We start from the raw sequence: 18962 nt of genomic DNA on the forward strand, positions 1-18962 counted from the left end.
CGAACTGCAGAGTCAAAAAAGGAGGTGACGCGCAGTGAGTGGAGAAGATTGGCTCCAAAAGGATTTCTACAAGGTTCTTGGCGTAAGCAAGGATGCTGATGAGGCCACAATCAAGAAGGCCTACCGCAAACTTGCGCGCACCTGGCACCCCGACCAGAACAAGGGGAACCCCGAAGCTGAAGAGCGCTTCAAGGAGATTGGCGAGGCCTACACGGTCCTTTCCAATCCTGAGCAGCGCCAGCAATACGATGCGATTCGCGCGATGGGCGCCGGTGGTTTCCGCGGCGGTGCCGGTGGCTCCGGAGCATCCGGCGTGAACTTTGAAGATATCTTCGGCGCTTTCGGCGGTGGAAACGGCGGAAACGTTCGTTTTGCCACCAACGGCAGCGCAGGTATCAACCTGGACGACATCTTGGGTGCTTTCGGCGGTTTCGGCGGCGGCTCTTCGCGGGGATCTTCACCCTTCGCTGGTGCTTCTCAATTCGGTGACTTCGGCGGCGCGCATGGAGCGTCCTACCAGCAAGCGCCTCAAAAGGGTGAAGACTTGCACGCCTCGACGCGCATCACGCTCAAGCAGAGCTTGAGCGGAGTCAACATCAAGTTGGCAGTCTCCGGCAAGCCTATGACCGTCAAGGTTCCCAAGGGAATCAAGGACGGCCAGAGCGTGCGTCTGCGCGGCAAGGGCAAGGCCTCGCTTAACGGCGGAGCCACTGGCGACCTGATTGTCACGATCCACGTCGAGGAGGATCCGGTCTACAGCCGCGAGGGAAATGATCTTCGTATGACCCTTCCCGTGACCTTTGCCGAGGCCACGCTGGGCGCCAAGGTTGAAGTTCCCTTGATCGATGGTTCGACCGTCACCGTCAAGGTTCCTGCCGGCTCTGATTCTGGTCGCACCCTGCGCCTGAAGGGACGCGGAGTGACCACGAAGAAGGAGACGGGTGATCTCTTGGCGACGATCAGCGTGGTTGTCCCCAAGGACCTAACCCCTGAGCAGCTTGACTCGATCAAGGCGCTGGCTGATGGTCTTGACCAGGGTGATCCTCGTGCAGAACTTGTGAAGAAGGTGAGTGCGTAATGGGACATCAAGATGAAATGACCTTCGTGATTTCCGTTGCCGCACAGCTTGCGGGAATGCACCCGCAGACCTTGCGTCAATACGACCGAATCGGCCTTGTCACGCCTCTGCGTACGAAGGGCCGCGGACGACGCTACACGCGACGCGATGTCGAGCGTTTGAAGGAGATTCAACGCCTCAGCCAGGAAGAGGGCATCAACTTGGCTGGGATCCAGCGAATCATGGAGCTGGAAGACGAAGTTGATCGCCTGCGAGCGCAACGTGACGCTTTGGCCCAAAGAGTCGAAGAATTTGAACCTGTCTTCGACAGAGTTTTTGTCGCAAGCCCGGATGGTCAGATTCGCCCCATGCGTCGTGCACATGCGCGGCGCAGTGAGGAGACTCGGCGTGGCATGGTGCCCGTCAGAAATCACGGTCTGGTCGCGTGGAGGCCCGCTGGTAACCAGCGAGTCCGCGCGCTCATTGAAGCGTCACCCGAAGGAGTTCGGGTCATCGAAGGAACCGTTGTGGTTTCACGATAGCTCGTCCCTCGGGTGATGGTCCTCGAGGCGACGAGTAAGGGGAGGTATCTTGCGATACCTCCCCGTTTTTCGTTATGAGAGTTAGGCAGCTAAAACCAGCTCGCGTCCGCGCAGGCGAGCAACAATTCCGCGGATCGTAGACGCACAAGCAGTTGCTGCGCGGGAAGCGAAAAGGCTCACGGAAGCGGCGGCCTCGGTAATGAACACGCGGAAATCAGCCAAGGTGCCAAAGACGAAGAAGTTCTGCCCCAGGTAGTTCACGATGAACAAGGAGCTGCTTGCAGTCAGTGAGGCCATCCACAGTGCCATTCCGGCGGAGACTAGGGCCTGAATCATCAGGTAGGACATGGTCATCACGCTCGCCGCCATGATCGCGTAACGGATCGCGGTTGCCACAACTCCGCCTCGTGCGTTAAAAACCTTGCGGTTCATTGTGTAATTCATCGTGCACGAAGAGACGCGTGCCAGCGCGACCGGCAAGAAGACGCCGCCGATCGTCGCGTTAAAGACCAAGAGCAGCGTGTAGTCCACAGCGGTGGAAGAAAGCGACGAGGCCAGGTAACGCAGGACTCGTGCATTGGCGCGGATAGCCTGGGTGGCCTTGCGCATCGCCGAGGTGGCGAATGCGCTCATAGCCGAGGCCTGTGTGCGTGTTGCGCTGCGAGCGGTGAGTTCTGCGTTCGTGTTCATGACATTAACTGTGCCCACCGCAAATCTGTGTGGTTTATGTCCAAGCTGTGGAGAAGCTATGAGGCATGGAGGCATGTAGTGTTGTTTCCATGACTTCATTGACTTTGCGTTCGCGTGTGGCAATTGCTGCTGGGACAAGCGCCAGTTGGGCATCGCGCAGGCTGGGCCGCGGATCGGGAGGAATGATCGGCGGCAAAGTCGCGCTGAAACTTGCCCCGAATTTGCTCGCCGATCTTGCTGCTCATCGCCGCAGCGCCGTTGTTTCTGGAACGAACGGAAAGTCGACCACGACTCGACTGCTGCGCGCGGCTCTCTTTGCAATCGGTGAGGTTGCCTCCAATACCAACGGTGACAATATGACGCCGGGAATCACGACCGCTCTTATGCGTTCTCACGCGCCGCTGGCTGCCCTCGAGGTCGATGAAATGCACATGCCGGTGGTCAGTCGCTTCGTCAACCCTCAAGCGATCGTCTTACTGAATCTCTCGCGTGACCAACTGGATCGCGTGGGTGAGATTGGAGCGGTAGAGCGTCGCCTGCGCAAGGCCGTTAATGAGCATCCAGACAGCATTGTCATCGCGAACTGCGACGATCCGCTGATTGCCTCTGCTGCCTGGGATAGCCCCAATGTTCAATGGGTTGCAGCGGGACATGCGTGGATGGGGGACTCGACTGCATTTCCTCGGGGTGGACGCGTGATCCACTCCGATGATTCGTGGCGAGTGGTTCCCTTGACCTCCGTTTCGGGTGAAGAAGGCTTGGAGAAATACCAGCGTCCCGAACCCATGTGGTGGCTTGAAGATGAAGATCTCTCCGATGCTGCTCACCCTGCCGCTGTTGCGTGCCGAAAGGATGGGCTGCGCATTCCTCTTCGCTTGTCCCTTCCTGGACGCGCAAACCTTTCGAACGCTCTCGAGGCTTTGGCTGCAGCGGTTGCGATGGGCGTAGACCCGCAGGCAGCGTGCCGCGCGATGTCACAGGTTGAAGAAGTTGCGGGACGCTACTCGACCTACGAAATTCACGGGCGTCTGGCGCGACTCATGCTGGCGAAGAACCCCGCAGGCTGGCAAGAAGCCATGTACATGATTGATCCGGCCGTCGACCAGGTGATCGTTGCCGTGAACGGCCAGGTTGCTGACGGTCAGGATCTCTCGTGGCTGTGGGACGTTGATTTCTCAGTCTTGGGCGCGCCAGCACGCAAGGTTTACGCCTGTGGTGAGCGCGGCGCTGATCTCGCGGTGCGCTTGGAATATGCGGGTGTGCATTGTGAACTCTTCCCCTTGCCTATGGAAGCGCTTCGCGCATGCACCCCTGGCCGCGTTGAAATCCTGCTGAACTACACGGCTCTGCGCGATTTCAAGCGGGTTTTGGACTCTCATCGTGAAGCGGAGGAAGCAGAATGAGCGCGTTGAGAATTGGTGTTCTTCTTCCCGAGGTCTTGGGGACTTACGCTGACGGTGGCAATGCTCTGGTCTTGGCGGAGCGTGCGCGCCGCCGCGGAATCGATGCCCGGATCGAGTACGTCGGTGTGGGGGATGCAATCCCCGATGACCTCGATATCTACACCCTCGGTGGGGGAGAGGACGCCGCTCAGGAGCTAGCAGTTGAGACCTTCACCGCCGATTCTGGTCTGAAGCGTGCGGTCGAGGCCGGTCGCCCTCTCCTTGCAATCTGTGCTTCCCTGCAGATCCTTGGTCACTGGTACACGGATGCGCGTAATCGCAAGGTTTCTGGCCTGGGACTCTTGGACCTTACGACCTTGCCGCAGGGTAAGCGCTCCATTGGTGAACTCGTTGTTCAACCCGAAATTGAGGGGCTGACCGAGCCCTTGACAGGTTTTGAGAACCACGGTGGTGGCAGTCGCCTAGGGCCGCTGGCACGTCCCTTGGGCAGGGTTCTTTTCGGTAACGGCAATTCGATCTTGCCCGCTGATCGTCAAGGCGGCGAGGGCGAAGCTGAACAGTCTCGAGCAATCGACGGTGCTGTCCAGGGGTCGATTATCGCCACCTACCTGCACGGGCCAGTTCTTGCCCGCAATCCGCAGTTGGCTGATTTGCTCCTTGAGCGCGCTTGTGGACACAAGCTTGAACCTCTCGAGATTCCCGGTGTCGATGAACTTCGCAAGGAACGCCTAGGTGCGACGATCTCGCGATTGGATCGCGATGGCCGCTGAGGATCAGCCGCGTTTCGGAGCCCGTTCGCCGCAGTGGCAGGATGAATCGCAGGAGAGTGCAGCCCCTTCCTCTCCGTCCTCGGTTCCCTGGGAGCAGTACGGCGAGGTCGTTGCCCCCGCGCGTACCCCGCGCTTTGCTCGCTTCGATCCCTCTGTCGAGGCCTCGTCATCTTCTTTCGACGACGCTGCAGTGCCTGCTGCACAGGAAAGTGACGGTCCTAGCCGGCGACTGCCTCGTGAAGGGGAATCGGGAAGAATCCGTTTGCGCACGTCAGGTGGGCCGCTGGGCTATGCGCCACCCGCGCAGGCGCCTGTTGATCCCTCTTCGGTCGCAGCAGTGCCACGCGCGCGTAAGCGTGGAGGTTGGGTCATTCTCCTTGGCATTGTCATGTCCGTTGTATGTGCCCCTGTGCTCTTCTTTGCTATTGCCTTTTCTGGCACCGATTTCTCGGCGATGCAGTCGAGCCTTCGCGAGGTGTCCAATAGCCAAAGCGTGACGGTTGATTCCAGTGGCGGTTACGTCGTGCAGATCACCGCTGGGAGTGCACAGACATGTAGCTTGCGGGGCGCTGATGGTGGCGAGCACCCGATGCAGGTCACTCTTAATCAGTGGACTGTCTCCGGGCTTACCCCCGGTGAATACACTCTGAGTTGTTCTCCCGACGGCGTGAAAATGGTTGGAATGACTGGCTTTAGTGAGTCTGCGGCCCTGTCGAAGGCCCCCGACGCGATGACGTGGTCAAGTGTTGTTGGAATGCTTGGCTTAAGTGTGATAGGTCTGGGAATCTACCTACGCCGTTCGCGCTAAAACTGCTCTCATATGGGGAACGCTGAGCTGGCGTGTTATGCGTCAGACTCAGCGTTCTTTTCTTTTTTGTGAAATGTGCCTTCGAATGCTGATTTGTGCAGAAAAATAAAGTTGAGTGGAATAGACTCAAGTTTGTTGACGTTGTGTTAGTCAGAACGAATAAAGCCGCCCATTACGAGCGGCAGGAGGAATGATGACTGAACAATTTACAAGCAAAGCCCAAGAGGCAGTGAGCAGCGCGGTCCAGTCGGCACAGGCCGCTGGGAACCCGCAGGTGGATTCCCTGCACCTCTTGGAAGCACTTCTTGAACAGGGCGAGGGCATTGCCTACTCCCTGCTTCAAGCAATTGGGGCAAACCCGCAGCAGATCGGCGCTCGTACGCGCAATGCGCTGGTGGCTCTGCCCTCAACCAGCGGTTCGAGTGTTGCCCAACCGCAAACCTCGCGCGGCCTGATCCAAGTGATTAACGATGCCCGCAAGCGCGCAGAAGCTAAGGGAGACGCCTATGTCTCCACCGAGCACCTGCTTATTGCGTTGGCAGCAAATGACGATAGCGCCGGCGAAATCCTACGTGAAAACGGCGCAACCGCAGAACGCTTGCAGAAGGCTCTGGATGAGCTTCGCCCCGATCCCATTACCAGCGCCGATCCTGAAGGCTCCTTCGAGGCCCTGAAGAAGTATGGTCGCGACCTCACTGAGGTGGCACGCCAAGGCAAGTTGGACCCGGTGATTGGTCGTGATAGCGAGATTCGCCGCGTGATCCAAGTGCTCTCGCGTCGTACCAAGAACAATCCTGTTCTCATCGGTGAACCTGGCGTTGGTAAGACGGCAGTCGTGGAAGGCCTGGCCCAGCGAATCGTCGCTGGCGACGTGCCCGAATCCCTGAAGAACAAGAAGCTCATCGCTCTTGACCTGACCGGGATGGTTGCGGGTGCGAAGTATCGCGGTGAATTCGAGGAACGCCTCAAGGCTGTTCTCAATGAGATCGAACGCTCCGATGGTGAAATCATCACCTTCATCGACGAGCTTCACACGGTCGTCGGTGCCGGTGGCGGCTCAGAAGGGGCAATGGATGCGGGCAATATGCTCAAGCCCATGCTTGCCCGTGGCGAGCTCCGCATGGTCGGCGCAACCACTCTGGATGAGTACCGCGAGAACATCGAAAAGGACCCAGCGCTTGAGCGTCGTTTCCAGCAGGTTTTCGTTGGTGAGCCTTCGGTCGAGGATACCGTCGCAATCTTGCGTGGTATTGCCCCCAAGTACGAGGCACACCACAAGATCACCATCTCTGATGGTGCTCTGGTTGCAGCCGCACAGCTGTCCGACCGCTACATCACCGGCCGCCAGCTTCCCGATAAGGCCATTGACCTGATCGACGAGGCCGCCTCCCGCCTGCGCATGGAACTGGATTCCTCCCCTGAGGAGATCGACGTTCTGCGTCGTCAGGTGGACCGCCTGCGCATGGAAGAGTCCTACCTGACCGAGTCTGACCCCGATGGATTGGACGAGGCCACGGCGGAGCGCCTCGAGAAGCTGCGTGAGGACCTAGCGAACAAGAATGAGGAGCTGTCTGCTCTGACCAGTCGCTGGGAAGCGGAGAAGGCTGGACATAATCGTGTCGGCGAGCTTCGCGTGCAATTGGATGAATTGCGCACCCAGCTTGAACTTGCAATCCGCGCGGGTCGTTTCGATGAGGCTGGACGCCTCCAAAACGGCGATATTCCCCAGATCGAACGCCAGATTCGCGAAGAGGAAGAAAAGGTTGAAGCCGAGGAGAAGAACTCCGATTCGGCAGAACCCATGATCGCCGAAAAGGTTGGTCCCACCGAAATCGCAGAGGTCGTCGAATCCTGGACCGGGATCCCTGTGGGCAAACTGCTTCAAACCGAAAGTGAAAAGCTCGTCCACATGGAAGACGTCATTGCCCACCGCTTGATCGGGCAAAAGGACGCTGTTCGCGCGGTCTCGGACGCGGTTCGTCGTTCACGCGCCGGGCTGTCCGATCCGAACAGGCCGACCGGATCCTTCCTCTTCCTCGGCCCCACGGGCGTCGGTAAGACGGAGCTTGCCAAGTCTTTGGCCGAGTTCCTCTTCGACGATGAACGTGCGATGGTTCGAATCGACATGTCGGAGTACTCCGAGAAACACTCGGTTGCGCGCCTCGTCGGTGCCCCTCCGGGATACGTTGGTTACGAACAGGGCGGTCAACTGACCGAGGCCGTGCGCCGTCGCCCCTACAGCGTCGTCCTCTTGGACGAAGTTGAGAAGGCTGACCCTGAGATCTTCAATATTCTCTTGCAGGTCTTGGACGACGGTCGTCTCACCGACGGCCAGGGACGCACTGTCGACTTCAGGAACACCATCTTGATCCTGACCTCGAATCTGGGATCGATGTTCCTCACCGATCCGGACCTCAGTGACGAAGAAAAGCGTGAGGGCGTGATGAACGCCGTGCGCGCCTCCTTCAAGCCTGAGTTCCTCAATCGTCTGGATGAAACGGTTATTTTCGACCCGCTCAGCCCCGATGATCTGTCTGGAATTGTCGACCTCTTGGTTGATTCCATGGCAGAGCGGCTCAAGGATCGCCGCATTAGCCTGAGCGTCAGTGAAGGCGCTCGTGGCTGGCTGACCAGGCGCGGATACGATCCGGCTTACGGTGCTCGTCCCTTGCGCCGTCTCATTCAGCGCGAGATTGGTGACCGTTTGGCAAAGCTCCTCCTCAGTGGTGAACTCACTGACGGAGAGCAAGTCCTCATCGATGTCAGCGATGACCTTGAAGAGCTGAAAATCGAGATCATAGGTCGTTGATCACGAAAATACCTTTGGGTGGCGCGATAATTTCGCGCCACCCATTTTTTCGCATAGACTCTAATAGTTATCCCAAGTAACAGAGCAGAACTGAAGAATGAAGGAGGTAGCCGTGAGCGACGACGAAGGTGTGCAAAGCGGAGCAACTCGCAAGAAGCGAGGCAGCTACTCCGTTGGGCGTTCCACCCGGACAACAATCATCCGCGGTGCGGCGCAGCTATTGTCAACTCGCGGCTATTACGGTTTCTCGCTGCGAGACCTCGCCGACGAAATCGGCGTCTCACATCCGACCGTGATGTACCACTTCCCAACGAAAGACGCGCTCGTTCTTCACGTTATCCATGCTTTTGAAGATGCTTTCGGAATTTTCGACGTTGATGTCGTTACCCGCGAAGGCGTCGAGGGCGAAGCTGATCAGCTTGTTCTGGAAGAGCGCGGTGCCAAAGTCGACACGATGAATGAGTGGATTGCTGCTCACCTTCGTCTTGCTGCAGCAAGCGACAATCAGATCATGACCGACTTGGATCGTGTGTTCACCGTCGAATCGGTCAATGAAAGCCACCCCGCACACGATCACTTCTCCTATCGAGTCGAAGCAATGCTGCAACTGCTCGAACGCCTCGCGGAGAAAATGCCCGATCGCGACCCGGACAACCCCGTTGATACTCGCAGGCTCGTTGAGCGCTGGTATGGCATGGTGATCCTTGGCGGTTGGGACGGCGAGCGTTTCGATAGCCGCGAACTCATCGTCAAGTACCTCGCCTTTGCCGTTCGCGAGCTCCACTACAGCGCTGAGCAACTTCTTGCCCTGGGATCGATGATTCCGCGCAAGGCCGCTGCACCCTTCCAGCAGCTCCTCGTGGAGTACTCCAGCTCCTCGAAGTAGTCGATGACCCCGCAGTTGCTCTCTATTCCCTTCCACGCCTCGATTCTCGCGGAAAACGACGCGGGGGCTTCCCTCGCTTCAGGGGACGCACGCGAAGTCTTCCCCCTCGCCTCGGTGACGAAACTATTCACCGCCTACTCAGCATTGATTGCGATCTCCCGAGGCCTCGTTACTTTGAGTGCGCCCGCTCCCTATCCGGGGGTGACGCTTGAGCACCTGCTTTCCCACGCCTCGGGAATGGCAATGGGGGAGCGCGCCATTACGCGCCCGCCGGGCACCCGCAGGATCTACTCCAATGCGGGAATTGAAGCGGCCGCAGACATGCTTGAAGAAGCCACGGGCACAGAGATCGGGCGTTGGATTGAAGAAACGATTGCTGAGCCACTGGGGCTGACAAGCCTCACAGTTGAAGGCTCTCCGGCCTATTCGGGTTACGCTCACGCGGAAGACCTCATGCTTTTTGCTCGCGAGCTATCTCGCCCGACGCTGATCAGTGCTGAACTTCTTGACCTGGCAACCAGTGTTCATTTCTCTCATCTGGATGGGATCGTTCCCGGATACGGAAATTTCCGTCCCTGTCCTTGGGGAATCGGTGCAGAAATTAAGGGTGAGAAGCAGGCGCATTGGACTGCGCCCTCTTCTTCGGGAAAGACCTTCGGTCACTTTGGACAGTCGGGATCTTTCCTGTGGGTCGATCCTCTTTCAGGCGAACGTGCGGTTTTCTTAGGCGAAGAGCCTTTTGGTCCGTGGCACCGCGACAATTGGAGCGCCCTGAACGAGGAAATCTTGCACGCTATGCGAGGTCAATGATCACGGGAACGTGATCGGAAGCGCCCTTACCCTTGCGTTCATCGCGATCGATCGAAGCAGAGTCCACGCGCGCGGCCAATTGCGGCGAGGCGTAGATGAAGTCGATGCGCATTCCCTCGTTCTTCGGGAAGCGGAGCTTTTGGTAATCCCAGTAGGTGTATTGGGAGACGCGCTCGCGGGTGACTTCATCCCATCCGTGCTGCGCAAAGGCAAAGAACGCCTCGCGTTCGGGCTGTGAGACGTGGGTTTGTCCCTCAAATGCCTTGATATCCCAGACATCGTGGTCGTAGGGTGCAATATTCCAGTCCCCAACAAGCGCGATCTGGCGGCCCTGCTCAAGCCAGGTATCTCCGGCCTCAAGAAGAGCGCGAAGCCATCGCAGTTTGTAGGTGTAATGCGGATGATCAAGCTCGCGACCGTTGGGCACGTACAGGCTCCAGGTTGTAACTTCCTGGTCTCCATTGAGGACGGTGACTCCTAGTGCGCGAGCCTCAACGACTTCAGGATCACCGAAGCCGGGCTGGCCGGGGAAGTTGACCTCGGTTGAAACGATTGGGAGGCGGGAAGCGACGGCAACACCGTTCCACTGGTTGAGGCCGTGCATGCGGACTTCATAGCCGGCCTCGTGAAAGGCTTCGACGGGGAACTGCTCGGGCTTGCACTTAATTTCTTGCATTGCCAAGACGTCGATATCGGCGCGTTCAAGGAAAGCGATGACGCGTTCGACGCGGGTGCGAATTGAGTTAACGTTCCATGTTGCAAGCCTCATGGCACCCCAGCATACGCGGCAGGACCTAAAATAATCGCCATGGGTACAGCACTTGTGACCGGGGCAACCTCTGGTATCGGCGAGGAATTTTGTTGGCAACTGGCTGCGGCGCACCACGATGTGGTTGTGGTCGCGCGACGCAAGGACAAACTCGAGGAGCTGGCTGAGCAACTCCGCCAGATCGCGGGTGTAGCCGTGGAGGTACTCGTTGCGGATCTTAGTGTCGCGGAAGATGTTGAACGCGTAGCCGCGCATCTTCGCCAAGATGAAGCGCCCATCGGTTTGCTGGTCAATAATGCGGGGTTCGCATTGGGGAAGGCCTTTGTCGATAACTCCCTTGAGGCTGAGGAGAATGCGCTGGACGTGATGGTTCGCGCTCCCATGGTTTTGAGCTATGCGGCAGCTCGGGCAATGCGCGCTCGCGGGCGCGGGGCGATTTGCAATCTCTCTTCAGTTGCTTCGGAGACGGGTGCAGGGACCTACAGTGCGCACAAGGCGTGGATCAGAGCCTTTAGTGAGGGGCTTTCAGAGGAACTACGGGGGAGTGGTGTGACGGTGACTGCGGTGTGTCCAGGACCCGTGCATACGAACTTCTTCGAGGCCGCAGGAGTCGATATGTCCGCAGCGCCGCAGTGGCTGTGGGCAAGCCCTGAGCAAGTTGTTTCCGAGGCCTTGGATGCGGTTCGCCGGGGACAGGTGCTGGTTACGCCGCGTCCCGTTTACAAACTTGCGATGGGCGCCATGCGGGTTTCTCCGCGTTGGCTCACGCGGAGGGTGATGCGCAGCATTCCGCATATGTGAAGCGCCGTGCTTTTAGGGCGTGAGGCTCGGCAAAGGAGGCGTGTGGCATTGTCATGAAATTGACGGCGCCCCTTTTATAGAGTGATAATGATTCTCATTATGAGAACAAAGAGACTGATTTCTGCGGGGGCCCTTGCCCTTTCCCTCGTGTTTGCCCCCCAAATGGCATGGGCCGGACCCGACCGTGATACCGAATGGGTCGTCACGGGACAACACGTCGATGCTCCCATTCCCATCTGGCATGCTGACACGCGTAGTTTCACCATGAACACCATCAATATGCCCGTTGAGAAGACTGTCCTATGGCTGCCAAAAGCGTGGGCGGGAAGCGGTGCACAGGATGCGAAGTATCAACTAGAAGTCCCCGAGAAGCGCCCCGATCTTGCTTTCTTGGGTCCCGAGCACTCGGTGCTCAACGCGGCCCCGCAAAACCCCGGTCCTAATAACACTCCAATCTGGGCAGGTCTTGGAGCTGACTCCTCGGTTGAGTGGGCGGCTCCTGATGAATTCGACGGAAGCACCTACACGCTCGACCTCATCAATGTCGATGGCCCCGGCCGGATGGAAATGTTTATCGACCACGGAGACTCAGTCTCTCGTTTCCTCTCCAGTCACGATGTTGCATATCGTTCGGTTTACAACCCGCGCCACACGCACCTCTTCACGACCTTTACACAGCCCGGCCGCTACCAGGCGCGCTTCCGCGTCAATGCCCGTTCGATTGATGGCAAGACAATTTACACCTCTCCCATCCAGTCACTGACGTGGCAGGTAGGCGGCTCGAATCCTGCTTCTGGAAGCATCAAGGACATTCACGAGGCCTTCGCGGCGGCACCCGTCGAGCGCAGTGACGGCGCGCAGGCACGTCCTTCCCTCACGCTTGCTCCCAATGCGCAGCGTGAACATCCTGGCGACCAGCACCTCAGCGAGATCACCTTCAACAGTGGAAATCCGGGGGATCAAGGACGTCTATGGCTCACCGTCAATGGATACTTTCTCACCGAAGAACCTGTCGTCGATGGGCGTGCGCAGGTACGCGAACTCCTCGGCGATGATGATGCGCTGATTCAGGCGGTCTTCATTCCCGAGGCCGGAAGCGGGGCCGCGCGCTGGGCCTCAACACCTCAGGCATTTTCTCAGCGAGATCGAGCGGAAGTGCGCGTCACCCGATCGAGCTCGGTCATCATTGAGCCCTCAAATCCGGACCCAAGCCCCGTCTGGGACCCCGCGCAGATTTCCGTGTCGCGTCCAGGGGTTCATGTCTCCTATGTCCGTAAGGAAGGAAGCGAAGACCAATACACAGTTCAGGTCCAAGCCGATGATCCCGAATTGCGCGCAGCCTACAAGGTCGAGTTCTTTGAAAGTGAATACGATTTCTCGCCGTGGTGTGCCATCGAAGGCACGCTCGGAAAGGGCGGAATCGATGTTCAGCAGCAAGACTTGGGGGCCTGCGTGGGCCAGCCCATGTATATGAAATTCACTGTTCGCCCGCACCCGAAGTCCTTAGCCTCGATGACCACGAAGGCACAAGAAGATGTCGAATTGTCTTCATCATTCGGGCTTGATCTGAAGTTGAAGATGTGGCCGGGTGGAAACACGGTTGAGCCCACTCCCACACCAACGACACAGCCGCTCATTCCTACGCCGCAGCCGTCTGCATCTGCATCGCCCGCCCCGAATATTCCGGACACGAGCAACGACCACGCAGCTGACGAGCTGAAGACGAATCCGGTTGAGCTCACGCACGGACACATGGACCTGCGTCTTCGCGCAGATTCTTCTAGTCCCACGAAGTACTCGCTGGTGCTCAAGGACGATTCACTCACGGGTGAGAAGACCTCAGTCATGCGCTCAATCGATTCAGTGACCTGGAAGGTCGGTGTCAACGCCCGCTTTACACGCCCTCAGAGCCTGACAGACCCAAGCTATGACGTCCTCGGTGCGATTGGTGAATCCAGCTATGTGCTGCCTGAAACCCAGAACCCCGACATCGTCTGGCCGGGAGTGAGCACGGAAGGGATTGACTATTCTGTCTTCCCTAAGGGAATCGATTATGAAGTCCGCGTACTTGAATCTCCGAAGGACTCCCGAGTCGCGTTCTTCCAAACGGGCACCTTCGGTGGCCCAGCACAGGTCATGATCGATTCTGCGAACCCCGCGCTCTCGCGAATTCACACGGATTCGCCGACTCACATGCACGCGAATTGGGTCTTCTCGCGCCCAGGTCGCTATCGCCTGCAGATCCGCGCACTCGATGGCGACAAGGAAATCGCTGCACCGGTGAGTTGGATTGCTTCCATTCACGAGGCCGCAGCTAAGCCGGAACCCTCTAGCCCCTCGACCGCGATTCCTTCCGTGCAGCCGACTTTGGCTCCTACGCCTTCGGTGAGTGCATCCGCAGTGCCGAGCGTGCCTACCCCTGCTGCTTCCTCAAACCCAGTGCCTGAAGCGCCGACTGCGACGCCTGCCCCCGAGCCCTCTCAAGCTCCGGTGGATTCTCCCGCGAGCTCACCCGCAGCGCAGAATCCTCCGGCTCCGGGAACTTCTACGGTCGCGTCTTCCAATGCTGCACCCTCGCGATCGGCCAGCCCGCTGGGACGAGTCAGCGCCGTTGAACGCTTGACGGGAGGACAGGTCTTCGGATCGAGCGGAAGCACACAAAGCGCAACGAGTGCGGATACAAGCCCTGCAGGTGAGCATAAGGAGGAAGCATCCACCTCACCGAGCGATGACGCGCAAGAAACGCCAGAGGCTAATCCCATTGCTTTGGCAGCAGACTCTCCAGCTGCACCATCGCGATCACCATTGTCTCGCTGGTGGTGGATCCCCGTGGCGGCCGGAGCGATCGCGCTCGGCGCAGGCACCGCTGTCGTCATCAGAAGAATGCGATAAAGCGAAGGACTCCATGTCAGAACCGGCCCGATCTCCTGAGGAGGCGGGCCGGTTCCTTGTTTTGGCGCGAGGAATGTTCTAGCGAATCGACTCCATGACCCGCACGCTGTCCAAGACAGGCATGTAGGGCAGGGGATCGATCCCCATTTCAAGGACGTAATCCGTCAGCTGAGTGCGCACCACCTCGCGCAAAACCTCCGGGTCCCACGGCTTGGCAATGTAGTAGTCCAATCCCGCCTGATTGAGCGCGCGAATCGTATCCGCCTGATCGGCCTGACCGGTCACCAGCACTGTTCGCGTGGAAGCAAAGCGCGGATTTGCAGTGAGCTCAACCAAAAAATCGACACCGGATTTGCCCGGAAGGCGGTGGTCAGAAAGAACTAGGGCAAGTTCATCCCCGTCATCGGTAATTTCTTCGATGACGCTCCACGCATCTTCAACATCTTCCGCGAGCTCCAAACGGACGCGGACCTCGAAATCTTCAAGGTCACGTTCCAGTGCCTGGCGAACATCGGCCTCGTCTTCGAGGGACAAAATGGTCAGGGTCATGATTCCTCCTCGTGAACATGATGTAGTGGAAGCAGGATCCGCATAATTGTGGACCCCGGGTGAGAGTCAATAGTGAGCTGACCACCCAGATCAGCGATGATCGAATGAACAATGGACATGCCCATTCCCAAACCGAAACGCACACGACCAGCCTTCGTCGTGAAATGCGGTTCCATGATGCGTTCAAGGACCTGCGGAGAAATTCCCGGTCCGTTATCGCACACGCACACTTCGACACCGTCGCCGGAATTTGCGACGGTAATGGTGATGCGTGCTTCCGCGTGGCCTCGTGCGGGAAGCATCTTTTCCGAGGCCGCGCTTTCTTGCCCCTGCGCCTTGAGGTCCGCCTCTTCGTCCTCAATTGCTTCGGCAGCGTTGACAATGAGATTTGTCCACACCTGCTGGAGCTTGGCAGGGTGAGCGAGGATGGGAGGGACATCCTCGTATTCACAGACGACCTCAATACCGTGGACGCGGTGAGAGGTCAGTCGCAAGACATCATCGATTCCCCGTCGAACATCAACTTCCTTGAGATCGTCGGCATCGGGGCGCGCGTATCCCTTCAGGGACTGAGTAAGGGAAATAATGCGTTCTCCCGAGGCCAACACTGACCGCAATGAGCCTCCTAAGCGTGCTCCTGCTTGGAAAGCTTCTAGTTGAGCGGGGTCGTTTGCTAAAGCTCGCGCGTGGGCAGTGTCAGTCAAACCGGCGCGGATGAGCTGACGAATGACGCTGCGATCGTGAAGAATGGGGAGGAGTTCTTTTTGTAGTTCCCTCTCGCGTGCAGTAGACAGCGGCGGAGAGTCCATCGCGCAATCAAGGGCACTGCGGCAGGCCTCGGGCGCGCGCGAAGCCATCACCGCCTCGGCGTCCTCGCGCAGGTGCCCGGCCGCGCGCAATAGAGCTGTCACGGGATTGTTGAGCTCGTGAGCGATTCCCGCACTGAGCTCACCGAGCATAGCGAAGCGTGCGCGCTCAACAAGCTCGGCGCGGGTTGCACGAAGATCTTCAAGGGTCGCTGCTAACTCTTCTTTTTGACGTTCGAGGTCTTCGGCAAGCATTGCGTTTTCCACGTGCAGGTCCTCGGCGCGCATGAGTCGACGTGTCAGTGAACGAATTGCCAGCGCGGTCAAGACTGTCGAAATTGAGGGGTCTTCGGTTAACGCGATCTGAAGCTGCTCGGTTGTCAGACGCACGACGGTCGCTTCGCTTGTCGTCAGTGCTGTGAAAAACGCGTTTTCACCTCGAGCGAGCGAAATCAGACCAATGAGTGGACCCGAGGTTGCAAGGTGGGCAAGGACCTCACCGTGGCGAGAATCGCGGTGCAGGGAAACTGTCCCCTCAAGAACCAAATGAACAGCCTCGACCCGGTGTCCTTGGGTGAGAAGGTGCGTGCCGCGGGGGAGACGAATTCGAGGCCTCGGCCCCAAAACGCGCTCGACGCCTTCGAGGAGCTCGTGTACGACCTGGTCCTCGTTGAGGTCGAGTCCCTCAAGGATGGGACCTTGAACAGCAAAAGAGGGAGGTTCTTGAATGAGGTCGAGAATCTCGTACGTGCAGTACCCGCACTCTTCGAGGTAACGACGCATCGTCGAGTAGGCTTGCCCGGACAAAAGGGGAACCGTCCAGGGGAAACGCACGACCGCAGCCAGATGCCCGGATTCGGTGCATGCAGCAAGGTCCGTATGGAGTTCTTGATCGGTGACAAGCATCCACTGAGTTGATGCCATCAGTGAGGATGCTCGGGCTGCATCAATGAGTGCATCGACATCCTTGACTTCGCTGGTGGCAACGCCGAGAAGAACGTGGTCTTCTTCATCCAGTCCTTCGAAGAAAAGCGCGAGATCCTTGGCGCTCTCGATCCTGTCAAAACACAGATTGGGGAAAGACTGCGTGAGATCGCGGGTCAGGGGGCCGGCGAGTTGGCGTGAATTATCGCCGACAACCAGAACATGGACGTGATAACCGCTCCGATGTCCACTACGAACACTCGTTTTCTCCAGAATTGAGGCATCGAGCGAAGACGGGCCGTGCGTCCAGCCGTGCGCAAGACCCGGCGTACTCGCGGAAGGGGAGTCAGCCTCGGGAAAAGACACCTACATCACCCCAATCGCACCCCAGGTCAGAGGCGCGACGAAGGAAAGCAAAATAATTCCGATCACTCCAACGACGATACCGACGATGGCCATTTCCTTCGTGGGGGTGGTTCCCGTCGAATAGGCGATCGCGTTCGGCGGAGTGGAGATCGGCAGGCACATGCCGAGCGAGCAGCCCAGTGCGATGACAATTGCAATTTCCGCGGCGCTTGTGGAAACCGTTGCCGCAAGGCCCATACCCATTGGGACCAGGAGGTTCGCCGAGGCCGAGTGGGAGATGACATTGGAGGTCACCCAACCGACCAGCGCGAGGACCAGGATGAGTAGTGCTCCGGGGATCGAGGCCCACTGGATTGATCCAAGCATCCACTTGTCGAGGCCGGTGGCGGCCACGCCTGATCCGAGCGCAATGCCGCCCGCGACCAGCCACAGAACAGGCCAGTCCAAGGCTCGCAGGTCGTCCCCGCTCATCACCTTCGTCATTAAGAGGACCACGACCGGTAGGAAGCCGACGACGTTAGAGGAGATGTGGTGGAGGGATTCTGTCATCCACAGGAGAATCGTTACTCCCGCAACCACGTAGAAAATAATGGCATTCTTTGATTTCTCAAAACGCGCCGAGGTGTCGATGTTGAACTGCGCGTCAGAGGGGATGTAACGCCAGGCGATGAACACCCACGAAAGTGCAAGAAGAACGAGCATGAGCGGGACTGCCGCCAACATCCATTGGAAGAAGGTGACCTTGACGCCCGCGTTTTCAAGCGCGCCCAAAGCGATGGCGTTGGGGGGAGTGCCGACGGGGGTGCCCATGCCGCCGACATTTGCGGCGACCGGGATCGAAAGCGCGATGCCCGTGCGTGCTTTGCCCTCGGGGAGGGCCATGATGACGGGCATCATGACGGCGAACATCGTCGCGGTTGTCGCCGTGTTCGACATGAACATACTCATGATTGCGGTGATGAGCATGACGCCCATGACGGTCAGGCGAGGCTTCCCAATGAATGGTTTCAACAGCACCGCGGAGAGCGCGCGATCAACCTTGTACTTTGCAGCCCCGTCGGCCACCATAAAACCGCCCAAGAAGAGGATGATTACGGGGTTTGCCAGTGCACCAAAGAATTTCGTGTAGGCGGGCGCCTTCTCTGGGATCGAGAGAAGCGCGTGGTCCGAAATGAAGAGAACCTCAAGGAAAATCACCAGCACAGCAGTGCCGGCGAGGGGAACAGCTTCGGTCACCCACAGGAGGATTGCCGCCAAGAAGATTCCGAACATTCGCGTTCCCGAGGTATCCAATCCAGGAAGCTGAATGAACAAACAGGTGACAATCGAGGCCAATGCACCGACAGCGCCGAACACCTTGAAGGGGCTAAGCTGCGTCTTGTTCTTCGTAAAATCGGCCGGTCGAGTCGACATATTTTGCGCGGAGCGCGGGTTAATCGAAACGGCGGCGGTAGTGCGCGTACGACGTACCATTGTGCAGACCTCGTTGTCTTTGCGGAAATAGTACGCATAATTATATGTCATACATCACGTGATGATGACCATTTGATGATTAGTCACCAAGCGCTGGCGAGCAATACGCAATGCCCGCAGAAGCGGCAAAAGCGCGCGCGGCCTCGTCCGGGAGAAGCGAGGCACAACCCACGATTTGCGCCCCACACTCCGTCGCGGCGGCGAGGATTTCTTCCCCATTAGCCAGGGCAGAGTTCGCTAAAAGAACCGCCTTGCGCCCCGCGAGTGGGGAACCCGAGAAGCAGCGCTCGTCCGCTGCGTTGTTAATTGCCGAGGCCGGGCCTTGGGCGGGCAGGAAAAGCGCGGCGTCAAGGTCAAGCCCGCGCCCTCCTGCAGCGTGAATCATCGCTGCTGCGAGGGCAGCGTCACCCGCGGGGGCAATCACCAGCTCATAATCCCCAATGGCAAGATCATGTTCTTCCAAAAGATCGATAAGGATATGCCCGCAAACGGCAGCCCCCTGAGCGCTCAAAGTGAGCTCGTTGAGACGACCCAAAGGATTGGGTGACTCAAGAAGGGGAGCGGCAAGGCCGCGGAGGGTCAGAAGATGCGGGTCGTGTGTCGTCAT

At 58.3% G+C, this 18962-nt stretch carries 16 protein-coding genes; 10 read left to right on the forward strand and 6 right to left on the reverse strand.

The annotated features are described in order from the left end of the window. Positions 1-34 precede the first annotated feature (34 nt). Both HMPREF1627_RS03715 and HMPREF1627_RS03720 read left to right on the forward strand, forming a co-directional pair. Positions 35-1078, forward strand: a complete 1044-nt coding sequence (locus tag HMPREF1627_RS03715; protein WP_034501257.1) for a DnaJ C-terminal domain-containing protein — start codon at positions 35-37, stop codon at positions 1076-1078. Next, positions 1078-1599, forward strand: coding sequence for a heat shock protein transcriptional repressor HspR (locus HMPREF1627_RS03720; protein ID WP_034501258.1), 522 nt, complete (start codon positions 1078-1080; stop codon positions 1597-1599). Before HMPREF1627_RS03715 ends, HMPREF1627_RS03720 begins: the two co-directional genes overlap by 1 nt. An 81-nt stretch (positions 1600-1680) precedes the next feature. On the opposite strand, the gene HMPREF1627_RS03725 is transcribed toward HMPREF1627_RS03720, so the two are convergent. Then, a complete protein-coding gene (locus HMPREF1627_RS03725; protein WP_034501259.1) occupies positions 1681-2289 on the reverse strand; it encodes a GtrA family protein in 609 nt (202 codons plus the stop codon). A gap of 89 nt (positions 2290-2378) precedes the next feature. On the opposite strand from HMPREF1627_RS03725, the gene HMPREF1627_RS03730 reads away from it, so the two are divergent. The 6 genes from HMPREF1627_RS03730 (at position 2379) to HMPREF1627_RS03755 (ending at position 9775) form a co-directional block, all read left to right on the forward strand. Further along, entirely contained in the window at positions 2379-3692 is a 1314-nt protein-coding gene (locus tag HMPREF1627_RS03730; RefSeq protein WP_199805876.1) for a MurT ligase domain-containing protein, read from the forward strand. Then, entirely contained in the window at positions 3689-4462 is a 774-nt protein-coding gene (locus tag HMPREF1627_RS03735) for a type 1 glutamine amidotransferase (protein ID WP_034501260.1), read from the forward strand. The genes HMPREF1627_RS03730 and HMPREF1627_RS03735 overlap by 4 nt, the downstream gene beginning before the upstream one ends. After that, positions 4425-5270 (forward strand): hypothetical protein, encoded by an 846-nt coding sequence (locus HMPREF1627_RS03740; RefSeq protein ID WP_234305240.1) that lies wholly within the window; start codon positions 4425-4427, stop codon positions 5268-5270. Before HMPREF1627_RS03735 ends, HMPREF1627_RS03740 begins: the two co-directional genes overlap by 38 nt. Positions 5271-5463: 193 nt before the next feature. Continuing rightward, complete coding sequence (gene clpB, locus HMPREF1627_RS03745; protein WP_034501422.1) at positions 5464-8079, forward strand: ATP-dependent chaperone ClpB; 2616 nt, start codon at positions 5464-5466, stop codon at positions 8077-8079. 112 nt (positions 8080-8191) lie between these two features. Then, positions 8192-8965 carry a TetR/AcrR family transcriptional regulator gene (locus HMPREF1627_RS03750; RefSeq protein ID WP_234305241.1) on the forward strand — a complete coding sequence of 258 codons (774 nt, stop codon included), beginning with the start codon at positions 8192-8194 and terminating at the stop codon, positions 8963-8965. 3 nt (positions 8966-8968) lie between these two features. Beyond that, complete coding sequence (locus HMPREF1627_RS03755; RefSeq protein ID WP_034501263.1) at positions 8969-9775, forward strand: serine hydrolase domain-containing protein; 807 nt, start codon at positions 8969-8971, stop codon at positions 9773-9775. Here HMPREF1627_RS03755 and HMPREF1627_RS03760 read toward each other — a convergent pair. Then, the gene (locus HMPREF1627_RS03760) at positions 9759-10544 is read right to left on the reverse strand and encodes an exodeoxyribonuclease III (RefSeq protein WP_034501264.1); all 786 of its coding nucleotides are present in this window, start codon (positions 10542-10544) and stop codon (positions 9759-9761) included. The two genes, HMPREF1627_RS03755 and HMPREF1627_RS03760, sit on opposite strands and share 17 nt — an antisense overlap. Positions 10545-10583: 39 nt before the next feature. Between HMPREF1627_RS03760 and HMPREF1627_RS03765 the strand changes: the two genes are divergently transcribed. Both HMPREF1627_RS03765 and HMPREF1627_RS03770 read left to right on the forward strand, forming a co-directional pair. Next, positions 10584-11345 (forward strand): SDR family NAD(P)-dependent oxidoreductase, encoded by a 762-nt coding sequence (locus tag HMPREF1627_RS03765; protein ID WP_034501265.1) that lies wholly within the window; start codon positions 10584-10586, stop codon positions 11343-11345. A gap of 99 nt (positions 11346-11444) precedes the next feature. Beyond that, positions 11445-14237, forward strand: a complete 2793-nt coding sequence (locus HMPREF1627_RS03770; protein ID WP_034501424.1) for a choice-of-anchor M domain-containing protein — start codon at positions 11445-11447, stop codon at positions 14235-14237. A 78-nt stretch (positions 14238-14315) separates the two neighbouring features. Here the strand turns inward: HMPREF1627_RS03770 and HMPREF1627_RS03775 are convergent, their stop codons facing one another. From HMPREF1627_RS03775 to HMPREF1627_RS03790, 4 genes are all read right to left on the reverse strand, one after another. Next, the gene (locus tag HMPREF1627_RS03775; protein WP_034501267.1) at positions 14316-14786 is read right to left on the reverse strand and encodes a response regulator; all 471 of its coding nucleotides are present in this window, start codon (positions 14784-14786) and stop codon (positions 14316-14318) included. Further along, positions 14783-16882: a sensor histidine kinase gene (locus HMPREF1627_RS03780; protein ID WP_034501268.1), complete on the reverse strand. Its 2100-nt coding sequence runs from the start codon at positions 16880-16882 to the stop codon at positions 14783-14785. The genes HMPREF1627_RS03775 and HMPREF1627_RS03780 overlap by 4 nt, the downstream gene beginning before the upstream one ends. Further along, the gene (locus HMPREF1627_RS03785) at positions 16883-18295 is read right to left on the reverse strand and encodes an SLC13 family permease (protein WP_034501425.1); all 1413 of its coding nucleotides are present in this window, start codon (positions 18293-18295) and stop codon (positions 16883-16885) included. It abuts the gene before it with no gap. A 139-nt stretch (positions 18296-18434) separates the two neighbouring features. Next, positions 18435-18962 carry a hypothetical protein gene (locus tag HMPREF1627_RS03790; RefSeq protein ID WP_034501269.1) on the reverse strand — a complete coding sequence of 176 codons (528 nt, stop codon included), beginning with the start codon at positions 18960-18962 and terminating at the stop codon, positions 18435-18437.

Origin of the sequence: Actinomyces sp. S6-Spd3 (assembly GCF_000758755.1) — a bacterium.
Taxonomy (GTDB): Bacteria; Actinomycetota; Actinomycetes; order Actinomycetales; family Actinomycetaceae; genus Pauljensenia.

Excerpts from the sequence above, each read along its gene's own strand:
- HMPREF1627_RS03720 (WP_034501258.1), top strand. The coding sequence starts at position 1,078 with ATGGGACATCAAGATGAAATGACCTTCGTGATTTCCGTTGCCGCACAG.
- HMPREF1627_RS03725 (WP_034501259.1), bottom strand. The coding sequence starts at position 2,289 with ATGAACACGAACGCAGAACTCACCGCTCGCAGCGCAACACGCACACAG.
- HMPREF1627_RS03730 (WP_199805876.1), top strand. The coding sequence starts at position 2,379 with ATGACTTCATTGACTTTGCGTTCGCGTGTGGCAATTGCTGCTGGGACA.
- HMPREF1627_RS03735 (WP_034501260.1), top strand. The coding sequence starts at position 3,689 with ATGAGCGCGTTGAGAATTGGTGTTCTTCTTCCCGAGGTCTTGGGGACT.
- clpB (WP_034501422.1), top strand. The coding sequence starts at position 5,464 with ATGACTGAACAATTTACAAGCAAAGCCCAAGAGGCAGTGAGCAGCGCG.
- HMPREF1627_RS03755 (WP_034501263.1), top strand. The coding sequence starts at position 8,969 with ATGACCCCGCAGTTGCTCTCTATTCCCTTCCACGCCTCGATTCTCGCG.
- HMPREF1627_RS03760 (WP_034501264.1), bottom strand. The coding sequence starts at position 10,544 with ATGAGGCTTGCAACATGGAACGTTAACTCAATTCGCACCCGCGTCGAA.
- HMPREF1627_RS03765 (WP_034501265.1), top strand. The coding sequence starts at position 10,584 with ATGGGTACAGCACTTGTGACCGGGGCAACCTCTGGTATCGGCGAGGAA.
- HMPREF1627_RS03770 (WP_034501424.1), top strand. The coding sequence starts at position 11,445 with ATGAGAACAAAGAGACTGATTTCTGCGGGGGCCCTTGCCCTTTCCCTC.
- HMPREF1627_RS03775 (WP_034501267.1), bottom strand. The coding sequence starts at position 14,786 with ATGACCCTGACCATTTTGTCCCTCGAAGACGAGGCCGATGTTCGCCAG.
- HMPREF1627_RS03785 (WP_034501425.1), bottom strand. The coding sequence starts at position 18,295 with ATGTCGACTCGACCGGCCGATTTTACGAAGAACAAGACGCAGCTTAGC.
- HMPREF1627_RS03790 (WP_034501269.1), bottom strand. The coding sequence starts at position 18,962 with ATGACGACACACGACCCGCATCTTCTGACCCTCCGCGGCCTTGCCGCT.